A 14,038-nucleotide genomic window follows, 5' to 3' on the forward strand; every position below is an offset into this window, starting at 1 on the left:
AAACTCATGAAGCATCGACTGCATCGGCGGCTGCTGAACTGGATTCTGGCGGCGGCGTTCGTGATCGGCTCGGCGATCGTGTCTCCCGGCACGGCGCTGGCCCAGGACGAAGAGAGCAAGATCTATGACGCCCGGCTGGAAGGCTATCCCGGCAACGTCACGCTGGAGAGCCGTTCGACGGCGCTGATGTGGCTGCTGCTGGTCGTGCTGGCGGCGCTGTGCGTCGGCGTGATGTTCAAGAACGCCCGCCGCACGCACCTGGATTGAAATCGAACCTTCTTTTGAGTTGCGGACCTGAGAATGCAGATCTCAGGTCAGCACAGCGCATTGGACCGATCCGCAATCGACAGTTCCCAATCCACAATCCTTTGGAGGCGGCCATGAAGTCTGCCGTTGTTTGGGTGTTGGCGATCATCAACGTGTTGTTGCTGCTGTCTCTGGTGGGGCGTCACTGGCCGGACAACACCGCCGTGGCTCAGCCCGCCGGGCGAGCGACGGGGGTTCGCCCCGGCGACTACCTGATGATCCCGTACCAGGCACTGGGCGTCTCCAACGGGATCGTGGTGGTCGTGGATCAGTCCAACGGGCAGCTCAGCGCCATCAGCTACGACGACGCCAACCGGCGATTCGACATGATGCGCAACAAGATCGATCTGCATCAGATCTTCCAGCGGGGCGCCGAGGGTGAGCGGCCAGACCGCGGCGGCCCGGCGGTGAATCCCAACCGCCCGGCCAATCGATAAGGCCGCGCCAGACGTTGCCACGGCCGTCTCCGTGGCGGTGCGTCGTGTTTCCGCTCGCAGCAGAACTCATTTGCCAGAAAGATCCGCCATGAACGACCACAAGCCCATCAGCTCGCGAACGTTGCTTATCGCTGTACTCACGGTTACCGCGGTGATTCTCTCGGTGGCTCACCTGATCCCGCCGCAGTCGGCGCAGGCGAACATGTCCATCAAGGATCGCGACTATTCGCTGGTCACCACGCGATCGACCAAGGGTGATGAGATCGTGTACGTGACCGAGAATCGAAGCGGCCAGGTCGCGGTCTTCTCCTGGGACGCCGGGCGTAAGACGCTGGAGTTTCGTGGGGTCAGCTCGCTGGCGGATGCGTTCAAGTGATCGTCGGCGCCAGGCAGGAAGCGACCTCGGATCGCTGCACGCCCCGGCGGGCTTCCCGGGGACGCGGAACTTAACATAACATGGATTATCGGACGTAGGGGGGCGGAAACGACCGCGCAGCCGGCTCTCTGGCCGCCGCCAACATGTCCTTCAACTCTGTCGTATGCCCGGGGTCGAGGATGCCGTCGGCGTGTTCAGCGAACCCAGCACCGAATGCGCCACCACCAGCTCTTCCAGCCGCTCGTCCATCGCCTTGCACGCCACCACCGGATCGTAACGCTTCAGCAGGTCGCTCAGCGCGTACTCGTAACCGTGGTCGTGGTCCAGATGCCACACATCCTGCATGCGTCCGGCCAGCGTGTCCGGCGAGTAGTCGTAGAGGCACGGGCTGTGCATCATCTCAGGCATCAGCTCAGCGTAAACCCCGACCTGCGGGCACAGTGCCCAGCAGCCGGCCGCCAGCGCGCGAACCGCCAGATGATCGAACGGCGCACCGGGCTTTGCACTGAGGAAAATGCCGGACCTGAGCAGGGCTCTGCACTGCCCGATTTCGTCGTTCTCGGAGATGGTGGTTCGGTTCAGGTCCGGCAAGAGTCCCTCGACCGGGCCGACGGTGAACAGATGGAAATGTTCGCCCCGCCGCTGAAGCATTGCGAATGTCGCGTTCAGCAGCCGCAGATCCGCATCACGGGTCTCGACGAAGATGTTGCGTTTTTCGCGGCGGATGACCTCGTTGTTCACCAGGTCGTGCATGATCTGCATGTCCACCGGCGGCGGCATGAGCTGGGCTTTGGCGGCAAGATCAGCCACGGGATTCTGCCCGGAGATCTCATGGTGGCGGTTGACGACGGCAGTGGCGCGGGCCAGGAACGTCCGCAGGTGATAGATGGAGTTGAACCAGATCTCGGTGGCGGCCATCGCGGTGTTGAGATTCACCAGGTCCAGCGGTCCGGCCGGCCCATTTTCATCCGGCAACTGATTGCTGTGGAAATAGACGACCGAAGGCTTCTTGATGAGCTCGGGATGCAGCCGATGCAGGTCCGCCAGGTTCAGTGCCTCGCTGGTGAACAGCAGGTCGATGCTGCCGGTCCAGTGCCGCGTGAGCAGCTCGGCGAACCAGACCGACGCCGCCGAGAGCCGCCGCTCGATCCGCCTTGGCGGAAGTTTCAGCAGTGTCCAGCGGTGCCGGCTACAGCGAATCAGCGTCTCGAGCATGATCCGCCGAATCCCGCCGTAGAACGGCTCCAGGCACAGGATGTCGAGTTGCGTGGACATCGTCTTGGCGACCGTCGCCATCTTGCACGAAGCGATCGGCTCCGCATTATAAGGCCATGACGCGATTCCCCAAGGGGCCGCGGACGCGCCGCTTGCTGCTCATCGCGCTGCTGTGCCTGCTTGCTGCTGGCGCTTCGGGCGGCGATGGAAATCCCAACGCATCGGAGCATACTGCTGCCACGACGATGCCCAGCGAATTTGCCGATCAGGTCGTTTCCGATTTTGCCCGCCGCCTCGTGCCGGTCGGGCGCATTCTTGAAACCGAAGGATGGTACATCTGGTGTTGCGCGCCAATCGAGGGGCCGGATGGGAAATGCCACGTCTTCTACTCGCGCTGGCCGGCCGAGCGAAAGATGGGCGGTTGGCTCAACGGCAGCCAGATCGCCCACGCGATCGCCGATTCCCCCGAGGGGCCTTATACCTACGTCCAGACCGTGCTGGCGCCGCGCGGGGGCGATTTCTGGGACGCCACCACTTGCCACAATCCACACATCCAGTTTATCGATGGGCAATACTGTCTGTTCTACATGGGCAACTCCAACGGCCGCACCGACACGAAACGAATCGGTCTGGCGACGGCGGATTCGCTGTCCGGCCCGTGGCGACGACCCGACCGCCCCCTGCTTGAACCCGGTCCGCCCGGTGCCTGGGACGATCACTGCACCACCAATCCAGCGTTCCTCAAGCACCCCAACGGCCAATACTGGCTCTACTACAAGTCCTGGAACACCGCAGAATCCGAGCGAGCTTCCGACCCGGCGATCCGCGGAAACCGCAAGTACGGGCTGGCGATCTCCGAACACCTGCAAGGTCCCTACCGACGCCACCCGGCCAATCCGATCATCGACTTTTCAACGCTGGGTCAGAATCGTCAGTTCGAGGATGCAGTCGTGTGGCTGGAGGACGGACGCTTCCGCATGATCGCGCGCGACATGGGGGTGTTCGATCATGAGGTCGGGCTGTATCTGGAATCTCAGGACAGCCTGCACTGGGGCCAGCCGATGATCGCCTATTTTGCGGCGCGGCATTACATCAACCAGCCCCCCGCCCCGCCGCACCTGAAGCGTTACGGCCGATTCGAACGCCCGCAACTGCTGCTTCGAAACGGCAAGCCGGCATACCTGTTCACCAGTTCGCAGGGTGGGCGATACCAGACCGCATCGGGGTTCGTCTTTCGCATCGAGTGAACGCGCTACGTGGTGGCCGGCGAAAAAATCCGCCGCGATCGCTGCTCGGCAATGGTCCACAACCATCGCCAGGCGGTTGTCATGGTGAGCATCACGGCCATGGGCATCAGGCGATACATCGGCGCCTGGCTCGATCCGTACGCCGCCGCGTTCCACGCGAAGTGCAGGGTGATCGATAGCCCCAAACAAGCCGTGGCCAGCAGTGGATATCGCTGATGCCTTCCATCCGGGCGGGCGCCGATTCCCACCGCGAAGCCGACCAGCCCGCCCATCAGCGAGTGTGCGAACAGTCGCACGACCTCCACCCCCAGAGTCTGCAATGTCGGCTGCGAAAGCCCCAGGTACAGCAGCGATTCTTCCACGGCCATCCCCAGTCCCATCAGCCTCCCGTAGATCAGCCCGTCCATCGGATCGTTGAACTGTCGTCGCAGGACCAACCGGGCCAGCAGATAGATCGTGATCAGCTTGCCCCCCTCTTCGATCAATGCGACCAGAGCCGCGCGCGACAGGATCTGATGGCGGCGAAGCTGAGTGACCCGAAGCGCCAGATCGTCCATCACGCCGATGACCCACATGGCCGCAAAGCCGACCAGCACCGCCAGGATCACCGCGTGCCAGGGTTCTTTCTCATGACGGTCGTAATGGTAGATCCACAGCGCCAGCGCCGCGGCGCACAGAAACGTGAGCGTATAAACCGGCATGTGCGGTCCGACCCTCCTTCCGGCTGTCCGTCCGCGCGCAAGGGACGCGCGCCGGCCAGGCATGACATACAAAACAAACTCCCGGCGTGTCGGCTCAATGACGTGACTTTGCGGGCGGATGGTTTATCGGACGTCGTGGCTGGTCGCCAGCGCAATCTGCCGACCCTGGTCCCCTACCGCACAGTAAAAGTGATAGACCACCCCCTGCCACTTCAGCACCCATGGCTTGTGCGCAAAGGTCTGATCCCATGGCTCGCTTGGCTCGACCAGGTGCGGGCCCTGCCAACGCGTCCAGTGCACCAGATCTTTGGAGCACGCGAACGTGTCAAACGCCTTGGGCTTCCAGACGTGCCCGAAATAGAACATCACCCACAAATCATTCATCCGAACGATCTGCGGATCGCCGCTGATCCCACGCGGGCCATTGTCGATCACCGGGCCGTCTCCGTAGCGGGTCCAGTGAACCATGTCGTTGGAGACAGCCATGCCGATGCGCTCTGTGGCGAGTTTGCCTTCCTGCTTGCCGTTGTAGAACATGACGAACGGATGGCGGAGCGTCTCGGACTTGTCCCAGATGATGTTGCTCTTGTACAGCGTCTTGCGTTCGAACGGTCGGGCGTCCGGGTCCGAGGGTTTGAGCACTGGATTCTCCGCCAGTCGCGTCCAGGGGATCGGCTTGTCAGGCGTTCTGGTCCAGGCGATGCCGATCGCCAGCGGATCGGTCTCGTATCCCTGTAGCGCGCCGCCAAGATAGCTCATCCAATACCGGCCGTCGAACTGCTGGAGCTCGCAGCTTCCGCCCCAGGTGTGATCCACCAGCGCGATGCCGCCATCGGCCTGCCAGCGGTCCCAACCGTCTTCCCGGAAAGGCAGGACCTTTCCCAGCGGCCGCCAGTGCAACAGGTCCTCGCTCTCAGCCAGCAGCGTCTCGTAGCCCACTTTCCGCTGGGTCTGCACGTAGAGCATGTACCACTTACCGTTGAAGCGGTAGACACTGGGGCAATCGAGCATGATGTTGGCCGGATCTTCCGATCGCAGCACGATGCCGTACTTGAAGGGCGTTTTGGCTTCCTCGTAGACCGCCTGCATCTGATCGGCGCTGACCTGCTCCGCGTCGCCGACGGCGGGTTGACTCGTTTGGCTCATGGCCCAGAGTGTAGCAGCTTCAACTCGGCAGTCGTAACGGCAGGCTGAGTGCCCTGCCCCAGAAGCTAAACGCTATGCTGGAAGTCCTTATCCACTCCGCTTTTAAGGCAGGAAGACACTGGAGCCATGGGGATTTGAACCCCAAATTCCACCATGCCATGGTGGCGTGATCCCATTTCACTATGGCCCCGAAGCGTTGGGCTGCGTGACATAAGACTTTATCGGTCAACCCGGATATGTCAAGGCAAGGAAACTGACCGTCCCATACCGATGCGGCCGATAAAAGGTAGAGGTTGCCGAGTTTCGCAGTCGTGGCAGGCGAAAAGTTCGCCGGGCGCGGATTTTTCGCATTGCGGCGACATCGGGTCTGCCCCTAACCTCTGGACTTTCGCGCTTCACGCTCTGCCAATCGCAACAAGGGAACCACCGGGAAGGACGGCGGGATCATGGCCCTTGCATTACACACCCGATCGACCCTCGACGACGCGGATCGCCTCGCGCAACCGTCGCAGCCACCCCGCCGCGAGCATACCGGTTCGGGTACGGTGCTGCTGCTGATAGCCTTGGCAGCCGCGGGGATGTTGCTTCTGAGCACTCTGAGGCATTACCTGCTGCGATCCAGCGCATTTGATCTGGGGTTCTTCGATCAGGCGATCTATCTGATCAGCCAGGGGCAGACGCCGATCTCTTCCCTGCACAACTTCCACGTGCTGGCGGATCATGCCTCGATCATTCTCTATCCATTGGCCGTGCTGTACCTGCTCTGGCCGGACCCGCACATGTTGCTGGCGGCGCAGGCGGTAGCATTGGCTGCGGGCGCCTGGCCGCTGTGGAGGCTTGCCCGGCAAGCCGGGCTGGAACACGGACAGGCGACCGCATTGGCGGCGGCTTACCTGATGTACCCGGTCGTGTTGGCCTCCAGCCTGTTTGACTTCCATCCCGATGTGTTCGTCCTGCCAGCCCTGCTGTGGGCCATCCTCTTTGCACGCCAAAAACGCCCGATCCCATTCTTGCTGGCCATTGCCGTCGCGCTATCGTGCAAGGCAATCTTCGCGCTGACGGTCGCCGCGATGGGCATGTGGCTGCTGGTAGCCGAACGACAACGGTTCTTTGGCATCGCCGCGATCGTCGCGGGCGTCGTTTGGTTCTTCATCGCTGCCAAACTGATCGTCCCCTGGTTCGGCGCTGGCCGTACACTTTCAGGGCTTTGGTACTACGACCATCTCGGCGACAGCGTCCTGGAAATCGCGCTCAGCCCCCTGCTCAAGCCCTCGCTCGTGCTGGCGCATCTGTTTTCGCTTGGCTCACTGAAGTATCTGATCATCCTGGCCACGCCGCTGATCTGGGGATTGTGGCCGACCAGACTCTGGCCGATGCTCGCGGCGTTGCCGACCATCCTGCTGAACCTGCTGTCGGACAACCACGCGCAGCGCAGCCCTTTTTACCATTACTCTCTTCCTATCGTGCCCTTCCTGTTCACGTCGGTGATCCTGGCGATGTCGTCTCAGCGCGCCTGGCTGACCAAAAGCCAGGCGATCGTCGGCTGGTCGGTCATGCTGCTGGTGCTCGGAATGCTTGCGCGGGTCAGCAGAGTAAGCGGCGATCATGCCTTCGACTGGTACAGCCTCGAGCACACTCGCCAGGCCATCGCGCGGATCCGCGGCGACGGGCACGTGCTGACCAGCGCCGAGGTGGTGCCGCACGTCAGTCGCCGGGCGGTTGTCGATTACATCGGCGGCGTGGTGCCGCTGCGCGACCTGAGTGAGTACGACTACGTGCTGATCAACACGCGGCACCAGAGCCTGGAGCCCTATGATCGCGTCGTCTCGCAGGTCCTGACCGCCGCGATCACCTCCCACCAGTTCCATCCCGAGTACGTCGCGCCGGACGTGTTCCTGTTTCGCCGCATCGAGCCCGCGGCCGCCGTAGTGCAATTGGCCAGAAGCGAATGACTCGGATGATCCATCGGCCCGTGCCGCATCCCGCGTATCGATCGGGTCAAATCACCTGCACGATCTGAAGATCGGTGATCTGCCGCGGATCAAAGTCGATTCGCTGCTCGATCTTCCCGGCCAGGCCGGACCTGTCGGTGGCCACGATCCAGCCCTGTTCGATGATCAACTCCTCGATGACTCGCCCGCCTACGAGAGTTGCGCGGCAGACGGCGGTGTACTTTCGTTTGGGCACGCCGTGTGCGACCAGAAACTGCCGCCACTCCTGCGGCAGCGGTTTGGCAAGACGATTACGCGGCGGATCCTTGGAGTGCATCATGCCGGAACGTCGCAGGACTGCATCTCGGCGCCCTCATTCACCTCGTCGGCGGCGAGCGGATCCGGCCAAACGCCCGGACCGTCGGCAGCATACCACTTGGCCAGCACGTTGTTCCAGTCGCGCAGGCTGCGCACGTTGATGAAATCGCTTTTCACTTCCGCGGCGTTGGGGTGGAAACGCGCGTACTTGATGCCCATCTTGCGCATGCGCCGCCCGGCCAGTTGCTCGCCGTGAATCTGCATCGCGATGGCAAAGTGCTCCCAGAGCACATCCCGCTGCTCATGAACGCTCGGCGGTTCGAGGACGGCAGTCTTCGGCGAATGCTCGGGCACACCGCCAGTTGTCGTCCGCAATACCTGCTCGGCCTGACGGAAAATCCACGGGTTCCCGATCGCGCCGCGGGCGATCCAGACGATGTCCACGCCGGTCTCGATCAGCATTCGCACCGCGTCTGTGGCGCTGAACACATCGCCACTGCCCAGGATCGTCTTGCCGGGATACTGCGACCTGATGCGGCGCAGGAACTCCCAGCGGCTGCGGCCGTTGTATTTCTGCTCGACAGTTCGTGCATGGACGCGCACGGCGGCATAACCGAGCGACCAGGCGGTTTCGACGATCTGATGGAACTGTTCAACGGACTCACTCGAATCATCGAACCCGCGACGCAGGCTCACGGTCGTCGGCACGTGCGGCGGCAGCGCGTCACGCACCGCCTTGAGGATCGCCACCGCGCGCGCAACATCGCGGAGCATGTGCCCGCCCCGGGCCTTGTTCTTGATCTTCTTCACCGGGCAGGCAAAGTTGAGGTCGATCACGTCATAGCGATGTTCGGCCAGAATCCTCGCTGCACGGGCCATCGTGTCCGGCTCGCTGCCAATGATCTGCCCGGCCACGGGATGGTCCTCGTCGTTGATGTCGATCGACCTTTTCAATCCCAATCCGCCGGCCAGCAGAATCGTATCCAGCAACGCTTCGGTGACGGCATAGGGGCATCCGCGGCGGCGCGCCACCAGGCGCATGGCGCGGTCGCTGTAGCCAGCAAGGCCGGCCTGGCAGAACGGCGTCGCAAGCTGAATCGGTCCGATCCGCATGTTCACACCCGCCCATCACTGAAGCTGGCATGCTGTCCGCCTGGCCCGGCGCACATCCACGCCGCGGCACACGAGCACAGTCGGAAGATTTCTGGCATGTTGAACTGTATGACACCTTCCGTGTCAACACAGCGGAAAAGGCGGTTGAGCCAGCGGCCGGGCCGCAAGCGACATCATCGCCCAGGGATCATCGTCGCCGGCCACACGATTGGTGCGGATCAGTCCGCACTGCTGACAACGATGGATGATCGCCCACTCGCCGTCGCGCCGCACCCACACGCCGATCGGTTCCATCTTCCCTCCGCAGCTCTGGAGCCGATCGCCGGGGCCAATATCCACGTGCAGGCTCCACAGGCAAAACGGGCAGTGGTTGCGGTGACGGGTGCCGCAGGCATGCGGGCTGACCTGCCGGCCGCAATTTCGACAGACAAACCCATCGCTCGATCCACGTCGGATCGGCTTGCGATCGTAGCTCACGGGAAGTTACCTCGATTCAACAGGACAGGCGGATCACAGGCAACAGCGATCACCGCCCTGCCGGGATGGGTCGGCCTGAAACGGCCCGGCGGCACGCCAGAGCCGCGCCGGGTGTTGAGCTTCGGTTGTATCGAGGCAAACGCCCGGCGCCTCTACGAGGCGTGTGATCGCAGGAAGCTGTGCCGGGCCGCAAGCATCAAGTAACCTTTCCCACGCCCCCAGTTACCCAGGATGATATTCACCCGCAACACGAAGGCAAGCGCCACGCGGTTTCGCGGCAGGCACGTGCCCGGATTTCCGTGCCGCTATGGTCAACCGGCCACAGCTCTGGCCAGCTCTTCGACTTTGCGCGCTTCTTTTGTGGGTTGCTCGTGCCAGTGCGCGATGCGCCCGTCCTTGTCGATCACCACCGTGCCGCGCTTCGAGCAGTTGTACGGCAGTTCGCCCATGAACAGGTTGTACGCCTTGCTCACGCTGCGCGTCACGTCGCTGAGCAGGTCGTAGGGGATCTTATACTGTTTCTTGAACGCCGCGTGACAGAATGGGCTGTCGCAGCTCACGCCGAACACCACCGCGTCTTCCGCCCCGGCGATCTTCGGTAACTGCGGACCGAACTCGCAATGCTCCTGTGTGCACACCGGGCTGAAATCCATCGGGTAGAACAGCAGCACGACCTTCTTTTTCCCGAGGAAATCCGACAGCCGAACCGTCTGCCTGTCCTGATTCATCATCTCAAAGTCCGGGGCCGGATCGCCGACCTTCAAATCTGCCATGCGTCAAGCTCCTTGCGTGTAGGTTGTGGATTGGTCGATCCTAGCCGTGACGATGCGGCGGGGCAAACCGGATGCAGAGCCACAGTCCTGGCGCCGCGCCCCGCGGGGCGTATAATCCGCCTGATGAAATTTGGCAGAGTCAAGCGTCAGCATGGCCGGGTGAGTGGGCTGGATGAAATCCTGGAGCGGATCATCAAGCAGTGTCCGCACGTCAGTCGCATCGTGCCGGGGCGAATCAAGGTTCGCCGCGGCAAGACCCCGCCGTGTTTCAAGATTCAGTACCCCACGGACGCGGGGCTCAAGTGCCTGTACACCGGCACGGGCACGGTGCAGGAGGTGTTCCTGATCTGCACCGACGCCGAAGCGGCCAGGCAGTGGCTCGTCCAGCACGGGATCGTGACAGCATGAGCCAGGCAGTAATCGAGCGTGCCGTCGAGGTGCTTGGCCGAGGCGGAGTCGTGGCGTTTCCCACCGAGACGGTCTATGGGCTGGGGGCTGATGCGCGAAATGCCCGGGCGGTGCAGCGAGTCTTCGAGATCAAAGGCCGGCCGCCGACCAACCCGGTCATCGTTCATGTCGCCAGCGCCGACGTTGCGCGCCGTTACGCCGCCACCTGGCCCGATGCTGCTGCGCGCCTCGTCGAACGATTCTGGCCCGGGCCATTGACGATCGTGCTGCCCAAGACCGAGCAGATCGTCCCTGCGGTAACGGCCGGGCGGCACACCGTAGGCCTTCGCTGTCCGGATCATCCATTGACACTGGAGCTGTTGCGGCGATTTGACGGGCCGCTGATCGGTCCCAGTGCCAATCGCTCTTCACGGCTCAGTCCCACCACCGCCCAGCACGTGCGCGACGAGCTGGGCGAGGCGATCGACATGGTTCTGGACGGCGGGCCTTGTCGGGTAGGCATCGAATCGACGGTGCTGGACCTTAGCGGAGACGTGCCTGCAATCCTGCGCCCCGGGGCCGTGTCGCGCCAGCAGATCGAGCAAGTGATCGGCCCCGTAGTCATGCGCAGCCAGGTGGTTGATGCGGCTGTCCCGGCCATGTCGCCCGGACAGCAGCCCGTGCACTATTCGCCGAACACTGCAACCTACCGATTTGAGCGAAGGAACATCGACGCACTGAGGCGATGGCTGAACACGCATCGCGGCCAGCGAGCGGTGGTGGTCTGGTGTGGTCAGCCTGAGCCGCTCGATCTTGAGCACACGGCGGTCGTTCTGCCCGACCGCGCCGAGGATTATGCTCGCCAGATGTACTCGGCGCTTCGCGGCGCCGACCGACTGGGCTGCGATGCGATCTGGGTCGAGATGCCACCGGACACCGCTGAATGGACGGCCGTTCGGGATCGGCTCAGCCGCGCCTCGCGCCCGCCGCCGCAGCCATGACTGCGACGGCCGATCATCTCATGCATTACCGGACATGCCCCCTGCCATGGCCATCCACTGCGGGTCTGCTTGTCGCGGTTGTCGGCGTATCGTATGTCTGATCCCGATTCGCCTCACGACATGGGAGGAATCGACCAGATGATCTTCATTCGACAGCCGGGCCTTCAGCCGTCATCCATGCAGCGCCTGCTGGACGAATCGGCTCATCGGCCATCCGATGCCCAGGCCATGGACGAGGAGCCAGGCTGCGAGTCGCCCGCGGCCAACGGGTTTGCGATGACCGGTCTGTTCGGCATCATTCCCGGCGCTGATGCGCCACCGATTCGGCTTCCTGCGAACAACCGGCTGGACACAGCTCTGGATTAATGGTGTAGACCGCTTGGGCAAGTGGGGTTCATCCGGCGGCACGGGCGCTGAAAACGCGCCCTGCCGTGTGCCGCGGAGTGTACGCCGCGGCGTGCATGGTCGCCCGTTTGGCGGCCGGACTGAGCTGCTGCACTCCAATGGCCGCCAGAAGTTCCGGTGCGTAGATCGGCTTATAGACGATTCCCTGCACCGCGCCGGTATGCAGTCCCTGGACGATGATTCCCAGATCGCAGTAATCACTGAGCAGCAGCCGCCGCGCCGTCGGACAGCGTACTCGCACGGATTCCAGCAGCTCGATGGCGTTGATCTGCGGAATGCTGTTATCGATCATCACGGCGATGGGCGGCTGAGCATGCTCCCGCGAGGGAGTAAGCTCCCGCAACGATTGGGCATCGCGTGCCCAGCAGATCTCCACCGCGCGCCCCACTGCATCCGTTATGGCACGCACCGAGGCCAACTCAGCACAGAAAACGGGAAAATACGGTTTGCTCAAAGACATATCAGTCTGCAATGAACCCACCGGTCTGTTGCTCAACCCACATATCGTGAATTTGATGAAAGGACTTAACACTCAGCAGCACAAACTGGGATGGCGGGCACAGCAGGATAAAGTGGCGGGGATAGGCGCAGGAGTCCCGAGCAGCCCTGGCCGGCACACGTTACCATCCGGCGATGAGCGACTCGGTTCGCCTGGCGACTTCGGTGGCCACGACCTGCTCGGCGACGATGACGTCGTCTGCGCCCTGGGTTCGGGCCTCGATTCCGCAGGAGGTGTAGTGACAGCGGGTGAGGATGCGGACGGTGGAGTTCAGCAATCGCGCCTGACGAGTCGCCTGCAGTGCCGCCTGCTCATCTGGAATCAGGACCAGGAAGGCCCGTGCGTGCTCGATGCCCGCACGCCGCAGCACCTGTGGGTCGGTGCAGTCGCCCTCGATGATCGGTGTGCCGGTTTTCTCGCACCGCTGCACCGTAATCGGATTGCGCTCGATCACACAATGCGGGATGTCATGCCGCGCCAGCAGCTCCGCCGCCACGCGCCCGGGCAGGCCGTAGCCGGCAATCAGCACCTCGACTTGCCGCTGTGCATCGGGCATCGTCCCTACCGATCCACTTCACCCATCACGATGTCGATGGACCCCACGATCGCCGGTACGTCGGCCAGCAGAACATTCCGGCACAGCTCGCCGGTCACCGCCAGGTTCACAAAGCTCGGCCCGCGGATTTTGACACGGTACGGAATCGGCCCGCCCTGACTTTCGATAAAGAAGCCCAGGTGTCCGCGGGGGTTTTCATATTCGGCATAGACCTCGCCCGGCGGAACCTTCATCGCCCGGGGCAGCTTGGCGCGGAACGGGCCGTCGGGCATCTGCTGAATGCACTGGCGAAGAATCCGCACGCACTGCTTCATCTCCTGCATCTTGACCCAATAACGGTCCCAGCAGTCGCCGACCGTTCCTTTCAGCCCGCTGCCCACGCACACGTCGAACTCCAGCCGGTCGTACACGCTGTAAGGTCGATCCTTCCGCAGGTCCAGCGGAATACCGCTGCCGCGAATCATCGGCCCCGAGCATGCGTAGGTGATGGCCAGATCCTTGGGCAATACCCCAACGTTAGCGGTACGCTTGATGAAGATGTGATTGAAGCTGAGCAGGTCGTTGTATTCGTCGATCTTTGGCTCGAAATAGTCCAGGAACTCGGAGAGCTTTTCGAGGAACCCCGGCGGCAGATCCCACGTGACCCCGCCGACGTTGATGTACGAGAGCGTCAGCCGCGCCCCGCAGAGCTGCTCGAACAGATCCAGAATGTACTCGCGCTCACGGAAGGCGTAGAGGAACGGCGTGAACGCGCCCATGTCCAGCCCATAGGTGCCGAAGCTGACCAGGTGTGAGGCGATACGATTCAGCTCAGCGGCGATGACGCGGATGTACTCGGCCCGCAGCGGAACCTCGATCCCCGCCAGCTTCTCGACGGCCATCGCCCAGGCGTGGTTGTTGTTCATCGCCGCCAGGTAGTCCAGGCGGTCGGTGTAGCCGATGTACTGGTAGTAGGCCAGGTTCTCGGCGATCTTCTCCTTGCAGCGGTGCAAGTAGCCCAGATGAGGCACGGCCTCGAGGACCATTTCGCCGTCGGTCCGCAGCACGATCCGCAGCACGCCGTGCGTTGAAGGATGCTGCGGCCCCATGTTAACCAGCATCTCTTCCGACTGCACGTCGATTTCTTCATCGTTGGCGCCTGGCGCCAGGC

Annotated in this window: 18 protein-coding genes and 1 tRNA gene; 8 read left to right on the forward strand and 11 right to left on the reverse strand. The window is 62.8% G+C overall.

From position 1 onward, the window contains the following. The first annotated feature begins 6 nt into the window (after positions 1-6). The 3 genes from ACQS5P_RS20660 (at position 7) to ACQS5P_RS20670 (ending at position 1,119) form a co-directional block, all read left to right on the forward strand. A complete protein-coding gene (locus tag ACQS5P_RS20660) occupies positions 7-267 on the forward strand; it encodes a hypothetical protein (RefSeq protein WP_428938513.1) in 261 nt (86 codons plus the stop codon). Between the two features lie 113 nt (positions 268-380). Continuing rightward, positions 381-743 (forward strand): hypothetical protein, encoded by a 363-nt coding sequence (locus tag ACQS5P_RS20665; RefSeq protein WP_428938514.1) that lies wholly within the window; start codon positions 381-383, stop codon positions 741-743. An 88-nt stretch (positions 744-831) separates the two neighbouring features. Further along, positions 832-1,119 carry a hypothetical protein gene (locus ACQS5P_RS20670; RefSeq protein ID WP_428938515.1) on the forward strand — a complete coding sequence of 96 codons (288 nt, stop codon included), beginning with the start codon at positions 832-834 and terminating at the stop codon, positions 1,117-1,119. 150 nt (positions 1,120-1,269) lie between these two features. Here the strand turns inward: ACQS5P_RS20670 and ACQS5P_RS20675 are convergent, their stop codons facing one another. Further along, a complete protein-coding gene (locus tag ACQS5P_RS20675) occupies positions 1,270-2,415 on the reverse strand; it encodes a tRNA-queuosine alpha-mannosyltransferase domain-containing protein (RefSeq protein WP_428938516.1) in 1,146 nt (381 codons plus the stop codon). A gap of 164 nt (positions 2,416-2,579) precedes the next feature. Between ACQS5P_RS20675 and ACQS5P_RS20680 the strand changes: the two genes are divergently transcribed. Then, positions 2,580-3,581, forward strand: a complete 1,002-nt coding sequence (locus ACQS5P_RS20680; RefSeq protein ID WP_428938517.1) for a glycoside hydrolase family protein — start codon at positions 2,580-2,582, stop codon at positions 3,579-3,581. Positions 3,582-3,586: 5 nt separating this feature from the next. Here ACQS5P_RS20680 and ACQS5P_RS20685 read toward each other — a convergent pair whose 3' ends face one another. The 3 genes from ACQS5P_RS20685 to ACQS5P_RS20695 all read right to left on the reverse strand — a co-directional run bounded on the left by ACQS5P_RS20685 (position 3,587) and on the right by ACQS5P_RS20695 (position 5,618). Continuing rightward, the gene (locus ACQS5P_RS20685; RefSeq protein WP_428938518.1) at positions 3,587-4,282 is read right to left on the reverse strand and encodes a PrsW family intramembrane metalloprotease; all 696 of its coding nucleotides are present in this window, start codon (positions 4,280-4,282) and stop codon (positions 3,587-3,589) included. Between the two features lie 123 nt (positions 4,283-4,405). After that, positions 4,406-5,428 carry a glycosylase gene (locus ACQS5P_RS20690; RefSeq protein ID WP_428938519.1) on the reverse strand — a complete coding sequence of 341 codons (1,023 nt, stop codon included), beginning with the start codon at positions 5,426-5,428 and terminating at the stop codon, positions 4,406-4,408. A 119-nt stretch (positions 5,429-5,547) separates the two neighbouring features. Beyond that, positions 5,548-5,618: transfer RNA gene (locus tag ACQS5P_RS20695), tRNA-Ala, on the reverse strand. A gap of 256 nt (positions 5,619-5,874) precedes the next feature. Here ACQS5P_RS20695 and ACQS5P_RS20700 point away from each other — a divergent pair. Next, on the forward strand, positions 5,875-7,380 hold the full coding sequence (locus tag ACQS5P_RS20700) for a DUF2079 domain-containing protein (RefSeq protein WP_428938520.1): 1,506 nt from the start codon (positions 5,875-5,877) through the stop codon (positions 7,378-7,380). A 46-nt stretch (positions 7,381-7,426) separates the two neighbouring features. On the opposite strand, the gene ACQS5P_RS20705 is transcribed toward ACQS5P_RS20700, so the two are convergent. The 4 genes from ACQS5P_RS20705 to ACQS5P_RS20720 all read right to left on the reverse strand — a co-directional run bounded on the left by ACQS5P_RS20705 (position 7,427) and on the right by ACQS5P_RS20720 (position 10,040). Beyond that, positions 7,427-7,699, reverse strand: a complete 273-nt coding sequence (locus ACQS5P_RS20705; protein ID WP_428938521.1) for a hypothetical protein — start codon at positions 7,697-7,699, stop codon at positions 7,427-7,429. Further along, a complete protein-coding gene (locus ACQS5P_RS20710) occupies positions 7,696-8,790 on the reverse strand; it encodes a tRNA dihydrouridine synthase (RefSeq protein ID WP_428938522.1) in 1,095 nt (364 codons plus the stop codon). Before ACQS5P_RS20710 ends, ACQS5P_RS20705 begins: the two co-directional genes overlap by 4 nt. 123 nt (positions 8,791-8,913) lie before the next feature. Beyond that, on the reverse strand, positions 8,914-9,267 hold the full coding sequence (locus ACQS5P_RS20715) for an RNHCP domain-containing protein (RefSeq protein WP_428938523.1): 354 nt from the start codon (positions 9,265-9,267) through the stop codon (positions 8,914-8,916). A gap of 311 nt (positions 9,268-9,578) precedes the next feature. Continuing rightward, positions 9,579-10,040, reverse strand: coding sequence for a redoxin domain-containing protein (locus ACQS5P_RS20720; protein WP_428938524.1), 462 nt, complete (start codon positions 10,038-10,040; stop codon positions 9,579-9,581). A gap of 123 nt (positions 10,041-10,163) precedes the next feature. Between ACQS5P_RS20720 and ACQS5P_RS20725 the strand changes: the two genes are divergently transcribed. The 3 genes from ACQS5P_RS20725 to ACQS5P_RS20735 all read left to right on the forward strand — a co-directional run bounded on the left by ACQS5P_RS20725 (position 10,164) and on the right by ACQS5P_RS20735 (position 11,794). Next, positions 10,164-10,448 (forward strand): DUF2103 domain-containing protein, encoded by a 285-nt coding sequence (locus ACQS5P_RS20725; protein WP_428938525.1) that lies wholly within the window; start codon positions 10,164-10,166, stop codon positions 10,446-10,448. Beyond that, on the forward strand, positions 10,445-11,428 hold the full coding sequence (locus ACQS5P_RS20730; protein ID WP_428938526.1) for an L-threonylcarbamoyladenylate synthase: 984 nt from the start codon (positions 10,445-10,447) through the stop codon (positions 11,426-11,428). The genes ACQS5P_RS20725 and ACQS5P_RS20730 overlap by 4 nt, the downstream gene beginning before the upstream one ends. A 138-nt stretch (positions 11,429-11,566) precedes the next feature. Then, positions 11,567-11,794 (forward strand): hypothetical protein, encoded by a 228-nt coding sequence (locus ACQS5P_RS20735; RefSeq protein ID WP_428938527.1) that lies wholly within the window; start codon positions 11,567-11,569, stop codon positions 11,792-11,794. A gap of 28 nt (positions 11,795-11,822) precedes the next feature. Here ACQS5P_RS20735 and ACQS5P_RS20740 read toward each other — a convergent pair whose 3' ends face one another. The 3 genes from ACQS5P_RS20740 to ACQS5P_RS20750 form a co-directional block, all read right to left on the reverse strand. Then, positions 11,823-12,242, reverse strand: coding sequence for a hypothetical protein (locus tag ACQS5P_RS20740; RefSeq protein ID WP_428938528.1), 420 nt, complete (start codon positions 12,240-12,242; stop codon positions 11,823-11,825). 211 nt (positions 12,243-12,453) lie between these two features. Beyond that, the gene (locus ACQS5P_RS20745) at positions 12,454-12,888 is read right to left on the reverse strand and encodes an NAD-binding protein (protein WP_428938529.1); all 435 of its coding nucleotides are present in this window, start codon (positions 12,886-12,888) and stop codon (positions 12,454-12,456) included. Between the two features lie 5 nt (positions 12,889-12,893). Further along, entirely contained in the window at positions 12,894-13,976 is a 1,083-nt protein-coding gene (locus ACQS5P_RS20750; protein ID WP_428941051.1) for an NADH-quinone oxidoreductase subunit D, read from the reverse strand. Positions 13,977-14,038 lie beyond the last annotated feature (62 nt).

Origin of the sequence: Fontivita pretiosa, from assembly GCF_050410795.1 — a bacterium.
GTDB classification, from domain to species: domain Bacteria; phylum Planctomycetota; class Phycisphaerae; order Tepidisphaerales; family Tepidisphaeraceae; genus Fontivita; species Fontivita pretiosa.

Excerpts from the sequence above, each read along its gene's own strand:
- ACQS5P_RS20660 (WP_428938513.1), top strand. The coding sequence starts at position 7 with ATGAAGCATCGACTGCATCGGCGGCTGCTGAACTGGATTCTGGCGGCG.
- ACQS5P_RS20665 (WP_428938514.1), top strand. The coding sequence starts at position 381 with ATGAAGTCTGCCGTTGTTTGGGTGTTGGCGATCATCAACGTGTTGTTG.
- ACQS5P_RS20670 (WP_428938515.1), top strand. The coding sequence starts at position 832 with ATGAACGACCACAAGCCCATCAGCTCGCGAACGTTGCTTATCGCTGTA.
- ACQS5P_RS20675 (WP_428938516.1), bottom strand. The coding sequence starts at position 2,415 with ATGGCGACGGTCGCCAAGACGATGTCCACGCAACTCGACATCCTGTGC.
- ACQS5P_RS20680 (WP_428938517.1), top strand. The coding sequence starts at position 2,580 with ATGCCCAGCGAATTTGCCGATCAGGTCGTTTCCGATTTTGCCCGCCGC.
- ACQS5P_RS20685 (WP_428938518.1), bottom strand. The coding sequence starts at position 4,282 with ATGCCGGTTTATACGCTCACGTTTCTGTGCGCCGCGGCGCTGGCGCTG.
- ACQS5P_RS20690 (WP_428938519.1), bottom strand. The coding sequence starts at position 5,428 with ATGAGCCAAACGAGTCAACCCGCCGTCGGCGACGCGGAGCAGGTCAGC.
- ACQS5P_RS20700 (WP_428938520.1), top strand. The coding sequence starts at position 5,875 with ATGGCCCTTGCATTACACACCCGATCGACCCTCGACGACGCGGATCGC.
- ACQS5P_RS20705 (WP_428938521.1), bottom strand. The coding sequence starts at position 7,699 with ATGATGCACTCCAAGGATCCGCCGCGTAATCGTCTTGCCAAACCGCTG.
- ACQS5P_RS20710 (WP_428938522.1), bottom strand. The coding sequence starts at position 8,790 with ATGCGGATCGGACCGATTCAGCTTGCGACGCCGTTCTGCCAGGCCGGC.
- ACQS5P_RS20720 (WP_428938524.1), bottom strand. The coding sequence starts at position 10,040 with ATGGCAGATTTGAAGGTCGGCGATCCGGCCCCGGACTTTGAGATGATG.
- ACQS5P_RS20725 (WP_428938525.1), top strand. The coding sequence starts at position 10,164 with ATGAAATTTGGCAGAGTCAAGCGTCAGCATGGCCGGGTGAGTGGGCTG.
- ACQS5P_RS20730 (WP_428938526.1), top strand. The coding sequence starts at position 10,445 with ATGAGCCAGGCAGTAATCGAGCGTGCCGTCGAGGTGCTTGGCCGAGGC.
- ACQS5P_RS20735 (WP_428938527.1), top strand. The coding sequence starts at position 11,567 with ATGATCTTCATTCGACAGCCGGGCCTTCAGCCGTCATCCATGCAGCGC.
- ACQS5P_RS20745 (WP_428938529.1), bottom strand. The coding sequence starts at position 12,888 with ATGCCCGATGCACAGCGGCAAGTCGAGGTGCTGATTGCCGGCTACGGC.
- ACQS5P_RS20750 (WP_428941051.1), bottom strand. The coding sequence starts at position 13,976 with ATGGGGCCGCAGCATCCTTCAACGCACGGCGTGCTGCGGATCGTGCTG.